This is a genomic window from Variibacter gotjawalensis (assembly GCF_002355335.1).
GTDB classification, from domain to species: Bacteria; Pseudomonadota; Alphaproteobacteria; order Rhizobiales; family Xanthobacteraceae; genus Variibacter; species Variibacter gotjawalensis.
Genome location: NZ_AP014946.1, coordinates 4,150,158 through 4,162,992, shown reverse-complemented (window position 1 = coordinate 4,162,992; position 12,835 = coordinate 4,150,158). Strand labels below are relative to the sequence as shown.

The 12,835-nt window shown below is 61.8% G+C and carries 12 protein-coding genes and 1 pseudogene; 3 read left to right on the top strand and 10 right to left on the bottom strand.

All coding sequences use genetic code 11. The annotated features are described in order from the left end of the window. Window positions 1-44: 44 nt before the first annotated feature. Together GJW30_RS20385 and GJW30_RS20380 are read right to left on the bottom strand one after the other, a co-directional pair. Window positions 45-368: a 2Fe-2S iron-sulfur cluster-binding protein gene (locus GJW30_RS20385; protein ID WP_096358215.1), complete on the bottom strand. Its 324-nt coding sequence runs from the start codon at window positions 366-368 to the stop codon at window positions 45-47. Window positions 369-375: 7 nt separating this feature from the next. After that, a complete protein-coding gene (locus GJW30_RS20380; protein WP_096358963.1) occupies window positions 376-1,620 on the bottom strand; it encodes a cytochrome P450 in 1,245 nt (414 codons plus the stop codon). A 94-nt stretch (window positions 1,621-1,714) separates the two neighbouring features. On the opposite strand from GJW30_RS20380, the gene GJW30_RS20375 reads away from it, so the two are divergent. Both GJW30_RS20375 and GJW30_RS20370 read left to right on the top strand, forming a co-directional pair. Then, entirely contained in the window at window positions 1,715-2,188 is a 474-nt protein-coding gene (locus tag GJW30_RS20375) for a MarR family winged helix-turn-helix transcriptional regulator (protein WP_096358214.1), read from the top strand. Window positions 2,189-2,461: 273 nt separating this feature from the next. Beyond that, window positions 2,462-3,655 carry an NADH:flavin oxidoreductase/NADH oxidase gene (locus GJW30_RS20370; RefSeq protein ID WP_245408577.1) on the top strand — a complete coding sequence of 398 codons (1,194 nt, stop codon included), beginning with the start codon at window positions 2,462-2,464 and terminating at the stop codon, window positions 3,653-3,655. A gap of 85 nt (window positions 3,656-3,740) precedes the next feature. On the opposite strand, the pseudogene GJW30_RS20365 reads toward GJW30_RS20370, so the two are convergent. After that, a pseudogene (locus GJW30_RS20365) lies at window positions 3,741-4,391 on the bottom strand (hydrolase). 146 nt (window positions 4,392-4,537) lie between these two features. Between GJW30_RS20365 and GJW30_RS20360 the strand changes: the two are divergent. After that, complete coding sequence (locus GJW30_RS20360) at window positions 4,538-5,428, top strand: LysR family transcriptional regulator (protein WP_096358212.1); 891 nt, start codon at window positions 4,538-4,540, stop codon at window positions 5,426-5,428. Window positions 5,429-5,460: 32 nt separating this feature from the next. On the opposite strand, the gene mdlC is transcribed toward GJW30_RS20360, so the two are convergent. The 7 genes from mdlC to GJW30_RS20325 form a co-directional block, all read right to left on the bottom strand. Continuing rightward, window positions 5,461-7,059, bottom strand: a complete 1,599-nt coding sequence (gene mdlC, locus GJW30_RS20355; RefSeq protein ID WP_096358211.1) for a benzoylformate decarboxylase — start codon at window positions 7,057-7,059, stop codon at window positions 5,461-5,463. A gap of 24 nt (window positions 7,060-7,083) precedes the next feature. Beyond that, window positions 7,084-7,965, bottom strand: coding sequence for a tripartite tricarboxylate transporter substrate binding protein (locus GJW30_RS20350; RefSeq protein ID WP_157746804.1), 882 nt, complete (start codon window positions 7,963-7,965; stop codon window positions 7,084-7,086). A 168-nt stretch (window positions 7,966-8,133) separates the two neighbouring features. Then, window positions 8,134-9,585, bottom strand: coding sequence for an aldehyde dehydrogenase (locus GJW30_RS20345; RefSeq protein ID WP_096358209.1), 1,452 nt, complete (start codon window positions 9,583-9,585; stop codon window positions 8,134-8,136). After that, window positions 9,582-10,325 carry an ABC transporter ATP-binding protein gene (locus GJW30_RS20340; RefSeq protein WP_096358208.1) on the bottom strand — a complete coding sequence of 248 codons (744 nt, stop codon included), beginning with the start codon at window positions 10,323-10,325 and terminating at the stop codon, window positions 9,582-9,584. The genes GJW30_RS20345 and GJW30_RS20340 overlap by 4 nt, the downstream gene beginning before the upstream one ends. Continuing rightward, the gene (locus GJW30_RS20335; RefSeq protein ID WP_096358207.1) at window positions 10,318-11,046 is read right to left on the bottom strand and encodes an ABC transporter ATP-binding protein; all 729 of its coding nucleotides are present in this window, start codon (window positions 11,044-11,046) and stop codon (window positions 10,318-10,320) included. The genes GJW30_RS20340 and GJW30_RS20335 overlap by 8 nt, the downstream gene beginning before the upstream one ends. Next, a complete protein-coding gene (locus GJW30_RS20330) occupies window positions 11,043-11,966 on the bottom strand; it encodes a branched-chain amino acid ABC transporter permease (protein WP_096358206.1) in 924 nt (307 codons plus the stop codon). The genes GJW30_RS20335 and GJW30_RS20330 overlap by 4 nt, the downstream gene beginning before the upstream one ends. Continuing rightward, on the bottom strand, window positions 11,963-12,832 hold the full coding sequence (locus GJW30_RS20325; RefSeq protein WP_096358205.1) for a branched-chain amino acid ABC transporter permease: 870 nt from the start codon (window positions 12,830-12,832) through the stop codon (window positions 11,963-11,965). Before GJW30_RS20325 ends, GJW30_RS20330 begins: the two co-directional genes overlap by 4 nt. Window positions 12,833-12,835: the final 3 nt, after the last annotated feature.

Here is a 12,835-nt window from a genome sequence, read left to right as displayed (position 1 = left end):
TCATGGGTATTCTCCCTCGGTCGTTTTTGTTCATTGCAATGCTGTCACACTTGCCGGTCCGGCACACGGATTGTAAGTCCGTCGATTTCGTCGGTGACGGGAATTTGGCAGGACAATCGGCTATTGGCACGACGCTCGGCTGCGGCGCCGTCGAGCAACGCATCCTCGTCGTCGCTCATCGCCGGCAAGCGATCCAACCAGTCTTCGGCAACATAGATGTGGCACGTCGCGCACATCGCATTGCCACCGCATTCCGCAACGATGCCTTCGATGCCTTGACGCGATGCCGCCTGCATCACGCTTTCGTTCGCGCTCGCGTCGATCGATGTCTGCTGCCCGTCCGGCGTGATGATATTGATCTGCGTCATGTGTGGCTCAAGTCGCGGTGAACGTGACAGGAAGGCGCTCGAGACCGCGTAGCGTGTTGTTGAAGCGACGCTCGATCGGACCGCTGATTGCGATGTTTTTGACTTTGCGCGCCAGCGTCGAAAGCACGACCTCGCCTTCAAGCCGCGCCACCAGCTGGCCGACGCACATGTGGATGCCGGAGCCGAAACCGACGTGGCCGCTCGTGCGGCGCGTAACATCGTAGCTGTCCGCGTTTTCCCACCGGCGCGGATCGCGATTGGCGGCGCCCAGGAACATCAGCACTTTCTGGCCTTCCGGAATGGTTATGCCGGACAATTCGACATCGCGCGTGGTGGTGCGAAAGAATGTCTGCACAGGGCTTTCGTAGCGCACAGCTTCTTCGAACGCATTGCGCGCAAGCGAGACATCGGCACGCAGTCGATCGAACTGCTCGGGGTAGCGGGCGAGACAATAGATTGCCGCGCCGAGGCCATTCACGGTGGTATCAAGCCCCGCGCTGAGCAGCGATCGAACCAGCAACGGTGCTTCGTCGTGTGCGATCTTGCCTTCGTCAGCCTGAGCATGGATGCACGCACCGAACCCGCCGGGCGCCAAGTTCTCGCGCTGGCACTGCGCCTCGACGTAAGCGCGATGCGGCGCCGAACGCTCGATCGCGGTTTGCCGAAGTTCATTCGGCGGCCCGAAGGCATTGAATACGAGGCTGGCGTACGGCAGCAGATGCTCGCGGCCGTCCGGCTTCAGACCTAGCGCGTCGGGGAACACCGATAGCGGATACGCCTCGGCGAAATCTGCGATTGCGTCGAAGCGACCGCGCGAAAGAAGCTCGTCGACCTTCGCTTCTGCGGCGGCCGTAAAGCGATCGCGCAACGTCTTCATCACGGCGGGCGACAGCACGCGGCTGAGCACGGCGCGCGTTCGGGTATGCGCCGGCGGATCGGCCTCGAGAATAATGCTCTGCGGACGCCAGGGCTTCTCTTTTGCGAAATCCGAAAGTCCGACACCACGACTGGAGCAGAAGGTCAGCGGATCGTGCAAAACCGCATGGACCTCGGCGTACCGCGCGACGGCGTAGCACTGCCATTGCTCGATCCAGATGACCGGGCCGGCTTCGCGAAGCTGCTCCTGCGCCGGATGCGGATCGGCGAAATACGCAATCGAAAACGGGTCGATTTCGACGCGAGGAACTGACGGGTCGACAGTCACCGTCTTGGGTGTGCTGGTTTTCTCTGCCTCATAGTGCGTGATCGTCATCGGATCATCCTCTAACGCCGGCGACAAACCTTCCGCTATTGCGGCGAAAACTCTGGCGCTTGGCTTCGAGTAACGCTACGTAGCGGAAATCCGTATGCCTAAAGCCAAACCCACGCGAAAAGCAGCGACGACGCTGGACCTCGAGCGCTACGTTCCGGCGCTGATCACGTTCATTGCGAACAAGCTTTCTCGCACTGCGACGCAGACCTATCAGACGCGCTTCGGTGTCAACGTCACGGAATGGCGTATCATCGCTCTCCTCGCGATCGAGCCGGCGATCTCGGCATCGCGCATCTGCTCCGTTATCGGCTACGACCGCGGTCCGGTCAGCCGCACCCTCGCGAGCATGGAAAAGCGCGGGCTGGTTTCGATCGAGAGCGATCCGAACGATGCGCGCAGCCATCGCATCTCGCTGACCGAGCGTGGACAAGACATGCACGACCGCATCATCGTCGTAGCCCTCCAACGCGAAGCGCGGCTTCTCGGCTGCCTCTCGGCTTCCGAACGCCAGACGCTGATTGGATTGCTCGCGCGAGTTCACGGCAATCTCGACGCTGTCAGCGACTAAGCGTCGCTGCACGGCGTGTGCTTGTGCCTTGCAAATTTTCGGCAAAGCCGATCCCTCCCGGCAAGGGCAGCTGTACCGCTGCCTCTCGAAACCATATCAGTCTAAGGCATCAATCGTTGCTATGGCAACAAATCCGCCGACCCTTTGTCGGGATTGGCTTGCCGAAGCCATTCGGTTCGCGCAGCGCCTTTAATCACGGCAGCGAGGTTGCCTTGGCGCGAGCCGGGATGCCAGACTGACGGGCAAAACTACGTGCAGGCAGGAGACGATCGCATGAATGACGGTTCCCGTAACGAGATGGAAACCGCGCGACCACTTCTGTTCGAGCCGCTCGATCTACGCGGGCTCACATTGAAAAACCGCCTCGTCGTACCGCCGATGGTGCACTATCGCTGCGGGCCCAGCCACACCTGTGGCGACTTCCATCTTGTTCATCTCGGACGATATGCACTCGGCGGTTTCGGGCTAGTCTTCGTCGAGGCCACCGGGGTCGAAGAGGTCGGCCTTATCAACGAGAACGATCTCGGCCTCTGGAACGATGCGCAGGCCGAAAGCTTCAAACCGCTCGTTGCCTTTATGAAACGTCAGAACACCGCGATCGGAATCCAGATCGCGCACGGCGGCCGCAAGGCGTCGACGCAAAGCGCGATGCAGGGCATGGGGCCTCTGACGGAAGAAAATCTGAGAGCTGGATCGAAGATGTGGCAGCCGGTCGGGCCAACAGCCGAACCGGTCGCGAACGGCTGGCTGACGCCGCATCAGCTGACGACGGACGAATGTAAAGCCATGGTCGGCAAATGGGCCGGTGCGGCGCGACGCGCCGTGCAGGCCGGGTTCGACACGATCGAAATCCATGCGGCGCACGGCTATCTGCTGGCATCATTCCTTTCACCGGTGTCGAACACGCGCAATGACGAATATGGCGGTGATAGTACCGGCCGTATGCGACTTCCATTGCAGATCGCTGAAGCGGTGCGCGCCGAGATGCCGAGCACGATGCCGCTCTTCGTGCGTGTATCGTCGGTGGACGGTGCGGCTGATGGCTGGAACATGGATGACACGGTTGCCTTTGCGCGCGAATTGAAAGCGCGTGGCGTTGACGTCATCGACTGTTCGTCGGGCGGTATCAGTGGCGCCGCGACGGCCGCGCAAGTGACGCGCAGCCTCGGCTTCCAAGTTCCCTTCGCCGAGCGCGTGCGCAAGGAAGTCGACATTCGCACGATGGCTGTCGGCATCATCCTCGAGGCTCAGCAAGCCGAGGCGATTTTGCAAGACGGCAAAGCCGACTTGATTGCCGTCGGCAGGCAGTCGCAATTCAATCCAAACATCGCGCACCATTGGGCGCACGATCTCGGCATCAACACGCGCTTCGAAGATTGGTCCCCCGAATACGGCTGGTGGCTCGAGAAGCGCATTAGAACGCTCGAAGGGTTTGCGACCGCGACCGGCGTCGTTATGCGCCGATAGCCTTTGGACGATGACTAGAGCGAAGCGTAACGCCGCCCCCGAATAAGCTCGAGAGGCGGCGTTCAGTTCACCTCGCGTATCGAGACTAAGCCGCGCTCGAGACAGGCGTGTTGAGCAGTTGCTGTTCCCACAGATAAGCAATACCACTGCCGGCCGCGTGCTGCTTGATCACCTCTGTCAACGCGACCGCTGTTTCGACTCGCGCCCAATCGCGCTGCCATTCCGCTGCCAGTGCCAGCCACGTCATCATGTTCGCGCCGGCCGTAATCATTCGCTGAATGGCGACCTCGTGCGCCTCAACCGAAACCGCGCCTGACGCATCGGTGATGACGGTGACGTCCCAGCCTTCGCCAAGAGCCTAGATCACCGGCATTGCGACGCATATCTCAGTCCATAGACCGGCGATGACGAGTTGCTTGCGGCCCGTCGCCTTGACGGCATTCACGACCTTCTGATCCTCCCACGTGTTGATGAACGTGCGGTCGATCACCTCCTGCCCGGGAAACACCTCGGTGATTTGCGGGAATATAAGGCCGCCACGGTCCGCCACCACGCTCGTCAGGATGATCGGCACGTTGAAGACTTTTGCGGACTTTGCGAGAGCCGCCGAATTGTTCACGACCATGTGGGGGTCATGGCTATTCAGGTTTGCCAGCTGATATGGCTGGTGATCGATTAGGACGAGGACAGAGTCTTCGGGGCGAAGAAGCGAAGTAAGGCCGTTACGAAAGGTCATTCTTTTCCTCTGCTGCTGGTGCTTGGGTTCGTTGTCCGAGCAACATTCGACCGCGTGTGGTTGCCTCAACAGGTATTGCCGTTCCTCTTCGTGCTGCGATAGTGCCCTCGCACGGAACGCCGTGTCGCAATGAGAGGAACACCGCATTGGAAATCGAAGAGCTGCGGACGTTTGTGGAGGTGGCGGATGCCGGCGGTGTTTCGCCTGCCGCGCAGAGGCTCGGCGTCGCCAAGTCAATCGTCAGCCGCAGACTTTTGCGGCTTGAGGCAGAACTCGGCGTGCAACTTCTTGCGCGATCGACACGCGGAACGGCTTTGACGGAGGCTGGAGCGATCTTTCGCGACTATGCGGCGCGTGTTTGCACGGAGGTCGATGCCGCCAAAGAGATGATCTCTCCCGCCGGCGAACTCCGGGGCCGCCTGCGAATAGCGGCCCCGCTCTCATTCGGCCCGACTCACTTTGCGCCCATCATCGCCGAAATGGCGCAGCGTCATCCTGAGCTGCATATCCAAACTTGCTACACGGATCGCTTTGTCGATCTTATCGCGGAAGGCTACGACTGTGCGATACGCGTCGGCTATCTTCCCGATTCCACTTTGATCGCGAGACGCGTTGGTCCGATCTACGGGAAGTTTGTCGCTAGCCCTGGCTACGTCAAAGCGCACGGGTCGCCGGAAACTCCCGAAGAGCTTGTCACGCATCAGGCTCTCATGCAGGGCACCGAGGCCTGGCAACTCACCGACGGCGATAAGATTTTGACTGTCCGCCCGCAGGGACGTTTCAAGGCTGACAACGGCACCGCGCTCCTTGCGGCAGCGGTAGCAGGCCTCGGCATCGCTTATCTTCCCGATGGCCTCACAGATGACCACATTGCCTCCGGCACTCTTGTCCCTGTCATGCTGCGCCACCAGCCTCCACCGGCCGGCGCATACGTCGTCCGCCCACCAGGTCAGCATCCCTCGCGAAAAATAAAAGCCCTGACAGAACTGTTGATCGAGTCTTGCGAGCGAGATCCTCGCACCGCGCAAATTGTCTGAGCGTGGATCGCGTCGGAGATCACCGGCATCGTTCAATACAATTTCGGTACGTCGGGGTCGACGATCACATCGAGCAAGCTTGGTCCGTTTTGGCTCAGCGCTTCTGCGAGCGCCTTCTCGAGCCCTGCGGCTTCCGTCACCCGCGCCGCCGAACACTCAAAGCCCTCGGCAATGCGCGCTGGGTCGATGCCCGGCAGGTCGATGCCGGGCGTGCTCTGAACGTTCAGCGTCTGCATGAAGGATCGCATTGCGCCATAGCCGCTGTTGTTGATGACGATGACGGATACCGGCAACTTCAGCTGAGCAGCCGTCCACAAGGCTTGGATCGAATACATCAGCGATCCGTCGCCGATAAGACAGACAACGCGTCGCCCCGGGCGAGCGAGCGCAACGCCGACCGCGGCCGGCAGGCCGTAGCCGAGACCGCCGCTGGCCATTGTGAAGAAGTTTCCGGGTGTGGCGATCGGCAAATAGCGATGCATCAGTGGCCGATGCGACGGCGCTTCTTCGACCAATATCGTATCGGCCGGCATCGACTTGGCGATCGCATGCAGCAGATACGCGGCCGGGATAGGATCGCGCGCGAGCGGGATGTCACGCGGTCGCGGCGTGAGCGTCGTGTTGCGTTTGCCGACAGGGAGCTGCTGCAAGAGCGCCGCCAGCGAAAGCCGCACGCTGCCAACGATGCCGGTGCCGATCGGCGAAGCCGCAGCTGCTGCGCCGTCACCAGTGATCTGGAACAGCGATACGTCGCCGCGAAAAAGCGGACAATCGCCCACGACATGAAATGTGAAGACCGGCGCGCCGAGAACAACAACCACGTCGTATTCCGACAATGTTGCCGAGATCGCTTGGGGTGCGGCCGGCAGGAAGCCCGCGAAGTTCGGGTGCAGTTCGGGAAAGCTCGCGCGGCTTGAGAACGGGCTGACCCAAACGGGCGCACCAAGGGCTTCCGCGAGGGTCACGGCTTGGTCCGCGGCGCCCTCGTCGTCGATTTCAGGCCCGATCACGATCACGGGACGCTTCGCCTTCTGAAGTGTCGCGGCGAGCTTGTCGATGAGCATTGGATCAGGTGCCGAATCTTGGCTCACCGTGCGTGGCACTGTTTGAAGCGTTTCGCGGTCCCAATCGTCCATGGGAACGGAGACGAAGGTCGGTCCGCGCGGCCGCTGCATCGCGATGTAATAAGCCTGCGCCAAAGCGGCGGGCACGTCTTCGGCGCGCGCCGGCTCGCAGCTCCACTTGACATAGGGCTTGGGGAAGTTCGCCGCCTCGGTGGCGCCGAGGAACGGCTGCAGCGGCAGCAAGCTGCGCGCTTGCTGCCCCGCGGAGATGACAAGCGGCGCTTGATTGCGGAACGCCGTGAAGACGCTGCCGAGCGCATGCCCGACGCCGGCCGCCGAATGTAGATTGCAAAAGGCAGCACGACCGGTGGCACGTGCGTAGCCGTCCGCCATCGCGACCACGGAGGCTTCCTGCAGGCCAAGTACGTAGCGGAAATCGTTCGGCCAGTTGCTCAAGAACGGCAATTCGGTCGAGCCTGGATTGCCGAAAACTGTCGTCATATCGAGACGACGCAGCAAATCGATCGTCGCTTCGCGCACCGTGACCTTGCCGGACGGCTTTTCCATTCGAGTATTTCCTCAGTCGTCCGCTCAGCCGTCCTGGGCCTTGATGCCGGCTTCGCGGATGATGACGCCCCAGCGGTCCATTTCGGAGCTCACGTGACTTCCGAGTTGATCCGGCGTGGATGCGATTATGCGCGCACCGAGACCGGCAAGCTTCTCAGCCACGGCGGTGGTGGTCAGTGCTGTTCGCACGTCTTCCGATACGGCTTCGACGACGTTACGCGGCGTTTTGGAGGGCAGGAAGAGCGCAAACCAAGACCCGACATCGAAGCCCGCGACAGTGTCGCCGATAGGCTGGATGTCGGGCAAAGTCGGAACGCGCTCACGCGTGGAGACGCCGATCGCACGGATCGTTCCTTCGCGGACATGATTGAGCGACACCGTCACGGTATCGAACATCAGGTCGATGCGGCCGCCGATAAGATCGCTCATCGCGGCTGCGGCGCCACGATACGGCACGTGCTTCATGTCAACGCCGGCCAAGCGTTTGAACAATTCGCCGATCAGATGCAGCGACGAGCCGATGCCGGCCGAACCAAAATTCAAGCTGCCGGGCTTCGCCTTCGCCATGGCTATAAATTCGGCGACGTTGTGCGCCGGCGAGGTCTTTGGAACCACCATCGCGTTGGGAATGATGGCAACGAGAGAGACCGGAGCGAAATCCGCGACGGGATCGAACGGCAGCTTCTCGAAGAGAAACTTGTTCACTGCGATGGCGCTGGACGTGATGAGCAGATGATGCCCGTCAGGCTCCGAGCGTGCGATCTCGGCTGCACCGATATTCGCGCCGGCGCCGGACCTGTTCTCGACGACGACTTGATGTCCCCACATCGCGCTTAACCGTTCACCGAGCACGCGCGCGATGATGTCGTTCGCGCCGCCCGCCGCGAAGGGAACGACGAGCCGCACGTTCTTGGTCGGTCGCCAGGCAGACGCATGTGCGCGGGTTGTTACGATGCTAGGCAGACACAATGCTGATCCGGCGAGTACGAGCGCGCGGCGCCGCGAAACGTGCAATGCCGATGGCCGAGGGGAGTTCGTCGTCATAGCGCTTTCCTCCATTCGTGTTTTTGGCCTTTAGATCGGGTATTGCTGCGGGCCGGTCTCGATCGTGATCCAACGCAGCTCGGTGAATTCCGCAATGCCGGCTTTGCCGCCGAAGCGACCATAGCCCGACGCTTTCGTTCCGCCGAATGGCATCTGGGCCTCATCATGCACGGTCGCGCCGTTCACATGGCAAATCCCAGACTCGATGCGCTTGGCGACGTCGAGAGCGCGCGCGATGTCGCGGCCGAAGACCGAAGCAGACAATCCATACTCGGTGTCGTTGGCGACGCGGATGGCTTCCTCGACCCCCTTTACGCGGACGACGCTCACGACAGGCCCGAACGATTCCTCGCCATAAATGCGCATGCCAGACGTCACGTGATCGACAACGGTCGCCGACATCAACGTCCGATCCGTGCGTCCGCCTGCGACGACCTTTGCGCCTTTGCCGACCGCATCCTTGATGAGGGCCTGCACGCGCTCGGCAGCGTCGAGGCCGATGAGCGAACCGAGCGGGGTCTTGCCGGCACGCGGATCGCCCGCGACAAGCGTTTCGGCCTTGGCGGCGAGTTTGGCGACGAACGCGTCGGCGACTTTCTCGTCAACGACGAGGCGTTCGGTCGACATGCAGATCTGCCCTTGATTCATGAACGCGCCGAAAGCCGCAGCTGCAACTGCGGCGTCGAGGTCGGCATCGTCGAGCACGATCAGCGGCGCCTTGCCGCCGAGTTCAAGCAATGCGGGCTTGAGATACTTCGCAGCGATCTGCGCAATGATGCGGCCGACCCGGGTCGAGCCCGTGAAGTTTACGCGTCGGATCGCGGGATGCGAGATCAACTCCTCGATCAAGGCCGGAGCATCTTCGGGTGCGTTTGTGATCACGTTGAGCACACCGGAGGGAAGACCTGCTTCGCGCAGACATTCGGCAATGAGACGATGCGTGCCGGGACAAATTTCTGACGCTTTGAGAACGACCGCGTTGCCGCAGGCAAGCGGGAGCGCGACCGCACGCACGCCGAGGATGACGGGTGCATTCCACGGCGCGATGCTGAGTACAACGCCGGCCGGCTGGCGCACCGCCATCGCGATGCAGCCCGGCTTGTCAGACGGAATCACCTCGCCGGAAATCTGCGTCGTCATCGCGGCGGCTTCGCGCAGCATGTTGGCGGCGAGATGAACATTGAAACCCGCCCAGCCTGCCGTGGCGCCGGTCTCGGTCGCTATCAGCTCGATGAAGCGCGGCGTTTTCGCGGCGAGCGCGTCGGCAGCTTTCAGCAAGATCGCGCGCCTTTCGCTTGGGCCCTTAGCGGACCAAGCCGGGAAGGCTGCGGCGGCGGCATCAGCCGCGCGCGCCGCGTCCTCGATCTGTGCGGCCGCAGCGCGGCTCGCGACATCGCCGGTTACGGGGTTGAGGCGATCGAAGGTCACGCCGTTGACGGCCTCCACGTCCTGATTGTCGAGCAACAATGCGATCTTGTTCATGCTTCCCTCTTAGGTGTCGTATGGCTGGTCGCCAGTTCGCCCAGATAGGCGCGGCGGACCGCTGGGTCAGCTTTCAGTTCTTCGGCAAGGCCGCCGCCAACGATGCGGCCGTTCTCGATCAGGTAGCCGCGGTTCGCGATCGCCAGACTTTCTTGCGCGTTTTGCTCGACGAGGAGCAGACTGACGCCGCTCGCGCGCACATACTTCAGCGCAGTAAAAAGCTCGCGCACCATCAGCGGCGAGAGGCCAAGCGAAGGTTCGTCGAGCAACAACACGCTCGGATTCGACATTAGCGCGCGGCCGATAGCGACCATCTGCTGCTCGCCGCCGCTCATGGTGCGAACGGTTTGAGTTATTCGTTCACGCAGTCGCGGGAACAACGTGAGAATTTGCTCGCGACGCTCAGCTTCGCGGCTGCGCGCGCGCTGCGGATTGGCTCCGAGCAAGAGATTTTCCTGCACGGTGAGATCGCCGAAAGTGCCACGGCCTTCCGGAACGAGAGCAAGGCCCGCTTCCACGATCGCGTGCGCCGGCAATGTCGAGATGTCTCGGCCCGCAACACTAATCTTCTTGCCGGGACGGCACGACACCAATCCGGCAATCGCCTTTAGCAACGACGTCTTGCCTGCGCCGTTGGCGCCGAGGATCACGACGATCTCGGCCACGTCGACGTCGAGCGAAACGTCGTCGAGGGCGCGGTGCTGTCCGTAGGCGACCGAGATGCCTGAGACCTCAAGCATGAGCCGGCGCCCCGAGATACGCGTCGATCACGGCCGAATCCCCCAGGACGTCGGCAGGTTTGCCCTCGGCAATGCGGCGGCCGACATTCATTACGACGCAGCGATCGCAGAGCGAACGGATCGCATCCATGACGTGCTCGACCATGAGAATCGAAAGACCCTCGGACTTCAGCGAGCGGATGAGCGCGACACCTTGATGCAGCTCGGACGGATTGAGTCCGGCCAGCCATTCGTCGAGGAGCAGAACTTTCGGTTCGAGCGCGAGCGCGCGGGCGAGTTCGAGTCTCTTGCGGTCGATGTAAGTGAGTTCCCTCGCGGATTGTTCGGCTCGATGCGCCAACCCGACGCGCGTGAGCAAATCGATTGCACTTCGCGCGGGGTTGACGCGATTCGTCTGGTAAAAGAGAAGTCCGGCCTCGACATTCTCGCGGCATGTCATGCCATCGAGCACCCGAACGAGCTGGAACGTTCGTGCGATCCCGAGACGCGCAACGCGATAGGCCGGAAGGCTTGCGATTTCCTGCCCCTCCAGTCGAACGGAGCCGCGATCCGGCCGAAGCATTCCGGAGAGAAGATTGATCACTGTCGTCTTGCCGGAACCGTTGGGTCCGAGCAGGCCGACGATCTCCCCGGCGTCGACATGGAAATCGATGACGTTGACGGCGACGAGGCCGCCGAACGCGCGATGCAGGCCCTTCACGTCGAGGATCGCGGCGCTCATGCCGGCGCCTTTCTCGAGGTGAGGCGCGCAAGCAGGCCCGCGATGCCGGTCGGCAATGCGTAGACGACGAGCAGGAAGATGACGCCGATGATGATCGTGAATGTCGTCGGGAAGCGCGCCGAGAGAAATTCGAACAGTAGCGTAAGCGGAACGGCACCGAGCGCCGGGCCCCAAAGGCGATGCGCACCGCCAAGCAAGGCCATGATCACGACCTGGAACGAGATCATCGCGTTGAAGGCGATCGAGGGTTCGATATAAGTCCAGCGCGGTGCCATGATGGCGCCCGCGAGCGTCATCACGGTAGCGCTGATGGTGAGCAACGTGACTTTCGCAATCGTAGTATTGATGCCGCAGTGCTGCGCGACGGTTTCATCTTCACCGATGATGCGGAGCGCGAAGCCGAGGCGCGAGCGTGCGACCAGCCAGCCGATGAGAAAGACGGCAACGCCCAGCGCCAGGAGCTGCCAATAGATGTCTTGCTGCGTGATATCGACGAAGACGTAGCGGCCGAGTACGCGCGTTTTGTTGACCTCAAACCAGACGACGAGCTGTCGGATCAGTTCGGCGAGGCCGAAGGTGAAGATCACGAAGTGCACGCCGGAGAGGCGCAGCGTCGCCAAGCCGACGACAATCGCCATCACGGCTCCGATGAAGCCCGCGATGAGCAGCACAAGCGCCCATGGGAGAACTTCGCCGAGCACTGCGACGGTGTACGCGCCGACGCCGAAGAATGCGGCAGTTGCGAGCGAGACGTAACGCGTGGGCCCGGAGAACAAACCCCACGCCGTCGCCAGTACGGCGTACTGCAAAAGGCTAATGCCTAGCGCGAGATAGTAGTTGTCGACGAAAAAAGGCACGGCCGCGAGGCCGGCAACGAAAGTTGCTGAAAGCGCGAACAGAACCGGGAGCGGCAGAGTCATCGCTGCGCCCTTCCGAAAAAACCGGCCGGCTTTACCAGCAAGACGGCGAGAAATACCGCGTAGTTGACCGCCAGCGTTAGGCCCGGATCGACGTAGGTGGCGACGAACGACTCACTGAGGCCGAGGAGCAATCCGGCAACCAAGCAGCCGAGCAAATTACCGACGCCGCCCATCACGACGATGATCAGCGCCTTCATCGTGAAGATGACGCCAGATGTCGCGCTGAAGGTGAGGAACATGCTCACCAGCACGCCTGCCACCGCAACGAGCGCACCGCCAAGTGCGAAGGCGAGCGCTGAGGTGCGCTGCACATCTATGGCGACGAGTTGCGCAGAGATGGGGTCGACAGCGACGGCGCGGATCGCTGTGCCGATGCGCGTGCGCGTCAGACCGAGATAGAGCGCGAGGCCGATGACCATTGCGACCGCGAATGCGAGGATGCGGTTGGCTGCCATTTGCGCGCCGAACATCTCAATCGGGATCGCGAAGAATGAATAGCTGTAGTAGGCGCCACCGAAGATCGTCAGCATCACGCCTTGCACGATGAACATGAGGCCGAAGGTCGCGAGAATGCTGTCGACCTCCAGCGCATCGCGCGTTCTGGCGCGGCGCACCAGAGGCAGAAGCAGAAAGCGGTAGAAGAAATAGTTGACCGCAAAACTTGCCGGAATGACGAACGCGAGCCCGAGCAGCGGGCTGAGCGCCCAAGCCGTGAACAGTCCGTGCGCCGCGAAGGCAGCGGCGATGAGCACCTCTCCGTAAGAGAGATTCATGATGCGCGCGACGCCATACTGGAGCGTAAGCCCCATGGCAACGAGCGCATACATGCCGCCGAGCAACAACCCTGTGAGGAGCGCGTTCGTCATCCG

Excerpts from the sequence above, each read along its gene's own strand:
- GJW30_RS20385 (WP_096358215.1), bottom strand. The coding sequence starts at position 368 with ATGACGCAGATCAATATCATCACGCCGGACGGGCAGCAGACATCGATC.
- GJW30_RS20380 (WP_096358963.1), bottom strand. The coding sequence starts at position 1,620 with ATGACGATCACGCACTATGAGGCAGAGAAAACCAGCACACCCAAGACG.
- GJW30_RS20375 (WP_096358214.1), top strand. The coding sequence starts at position 1,715 with ATGCCTAAAGCCAAACCCACGCGAAAAGCAGCGACGACGCTGGACCTC.
- GJW30_RS20370 (WP_245408577.1), top strand. The coding sequence starts at position 2,462 with ATGAATGACGGTTCCCGTAACGAGATGGAAACCGCGCGACCACTTCTG.
- mdlC (WP_096358211.1), bottom strand. The coding sequence starts at position 7,059 with ATGGAAAAGCCGTCCGGCAAGGTCACGGTGCGCGAAGCGACGATCGAT.
- GJW30_RS20345 (WP_096358209.1), bottom strand. The coding sequence starts at position 9,585 with ATGAACAAGATCGCATTGTTGCTCGACAATCAGGACGTGGAGGCCGTC.
- GJW30_RS20340 (WP_096358208.1), bottom strand. The coding sequence starts at position 10,325 with ATGCTTGAGGTCTCAGGCATCTCGGTCGCCTACGGACAGCACCGCGCC.
- GJW30_RS20335 (WP_096358207.1), bottom strand. The coding sequence starts at position 11,046 with ATGAGCGCCGCGATCCTCGACGTGAAGGGCCTGCATCGCGCGTTCGGC.
- GJW30_RS20330 (WP_096358206.1), bottom strand. The coding sequence starts at position 11,966 with ATGACTCTGCCGCTCCCGGTTCTGTTCGCGCTTTCAGCAACTTTCGTT.
- GJW30_RS20325 (WP_096358205.1), bottom strand. The coding sequence starts at position 12,832 with ATGACGAACGCGCTCCTCACAGGGTTGTTGCTCGGCGGCATGTATGCG.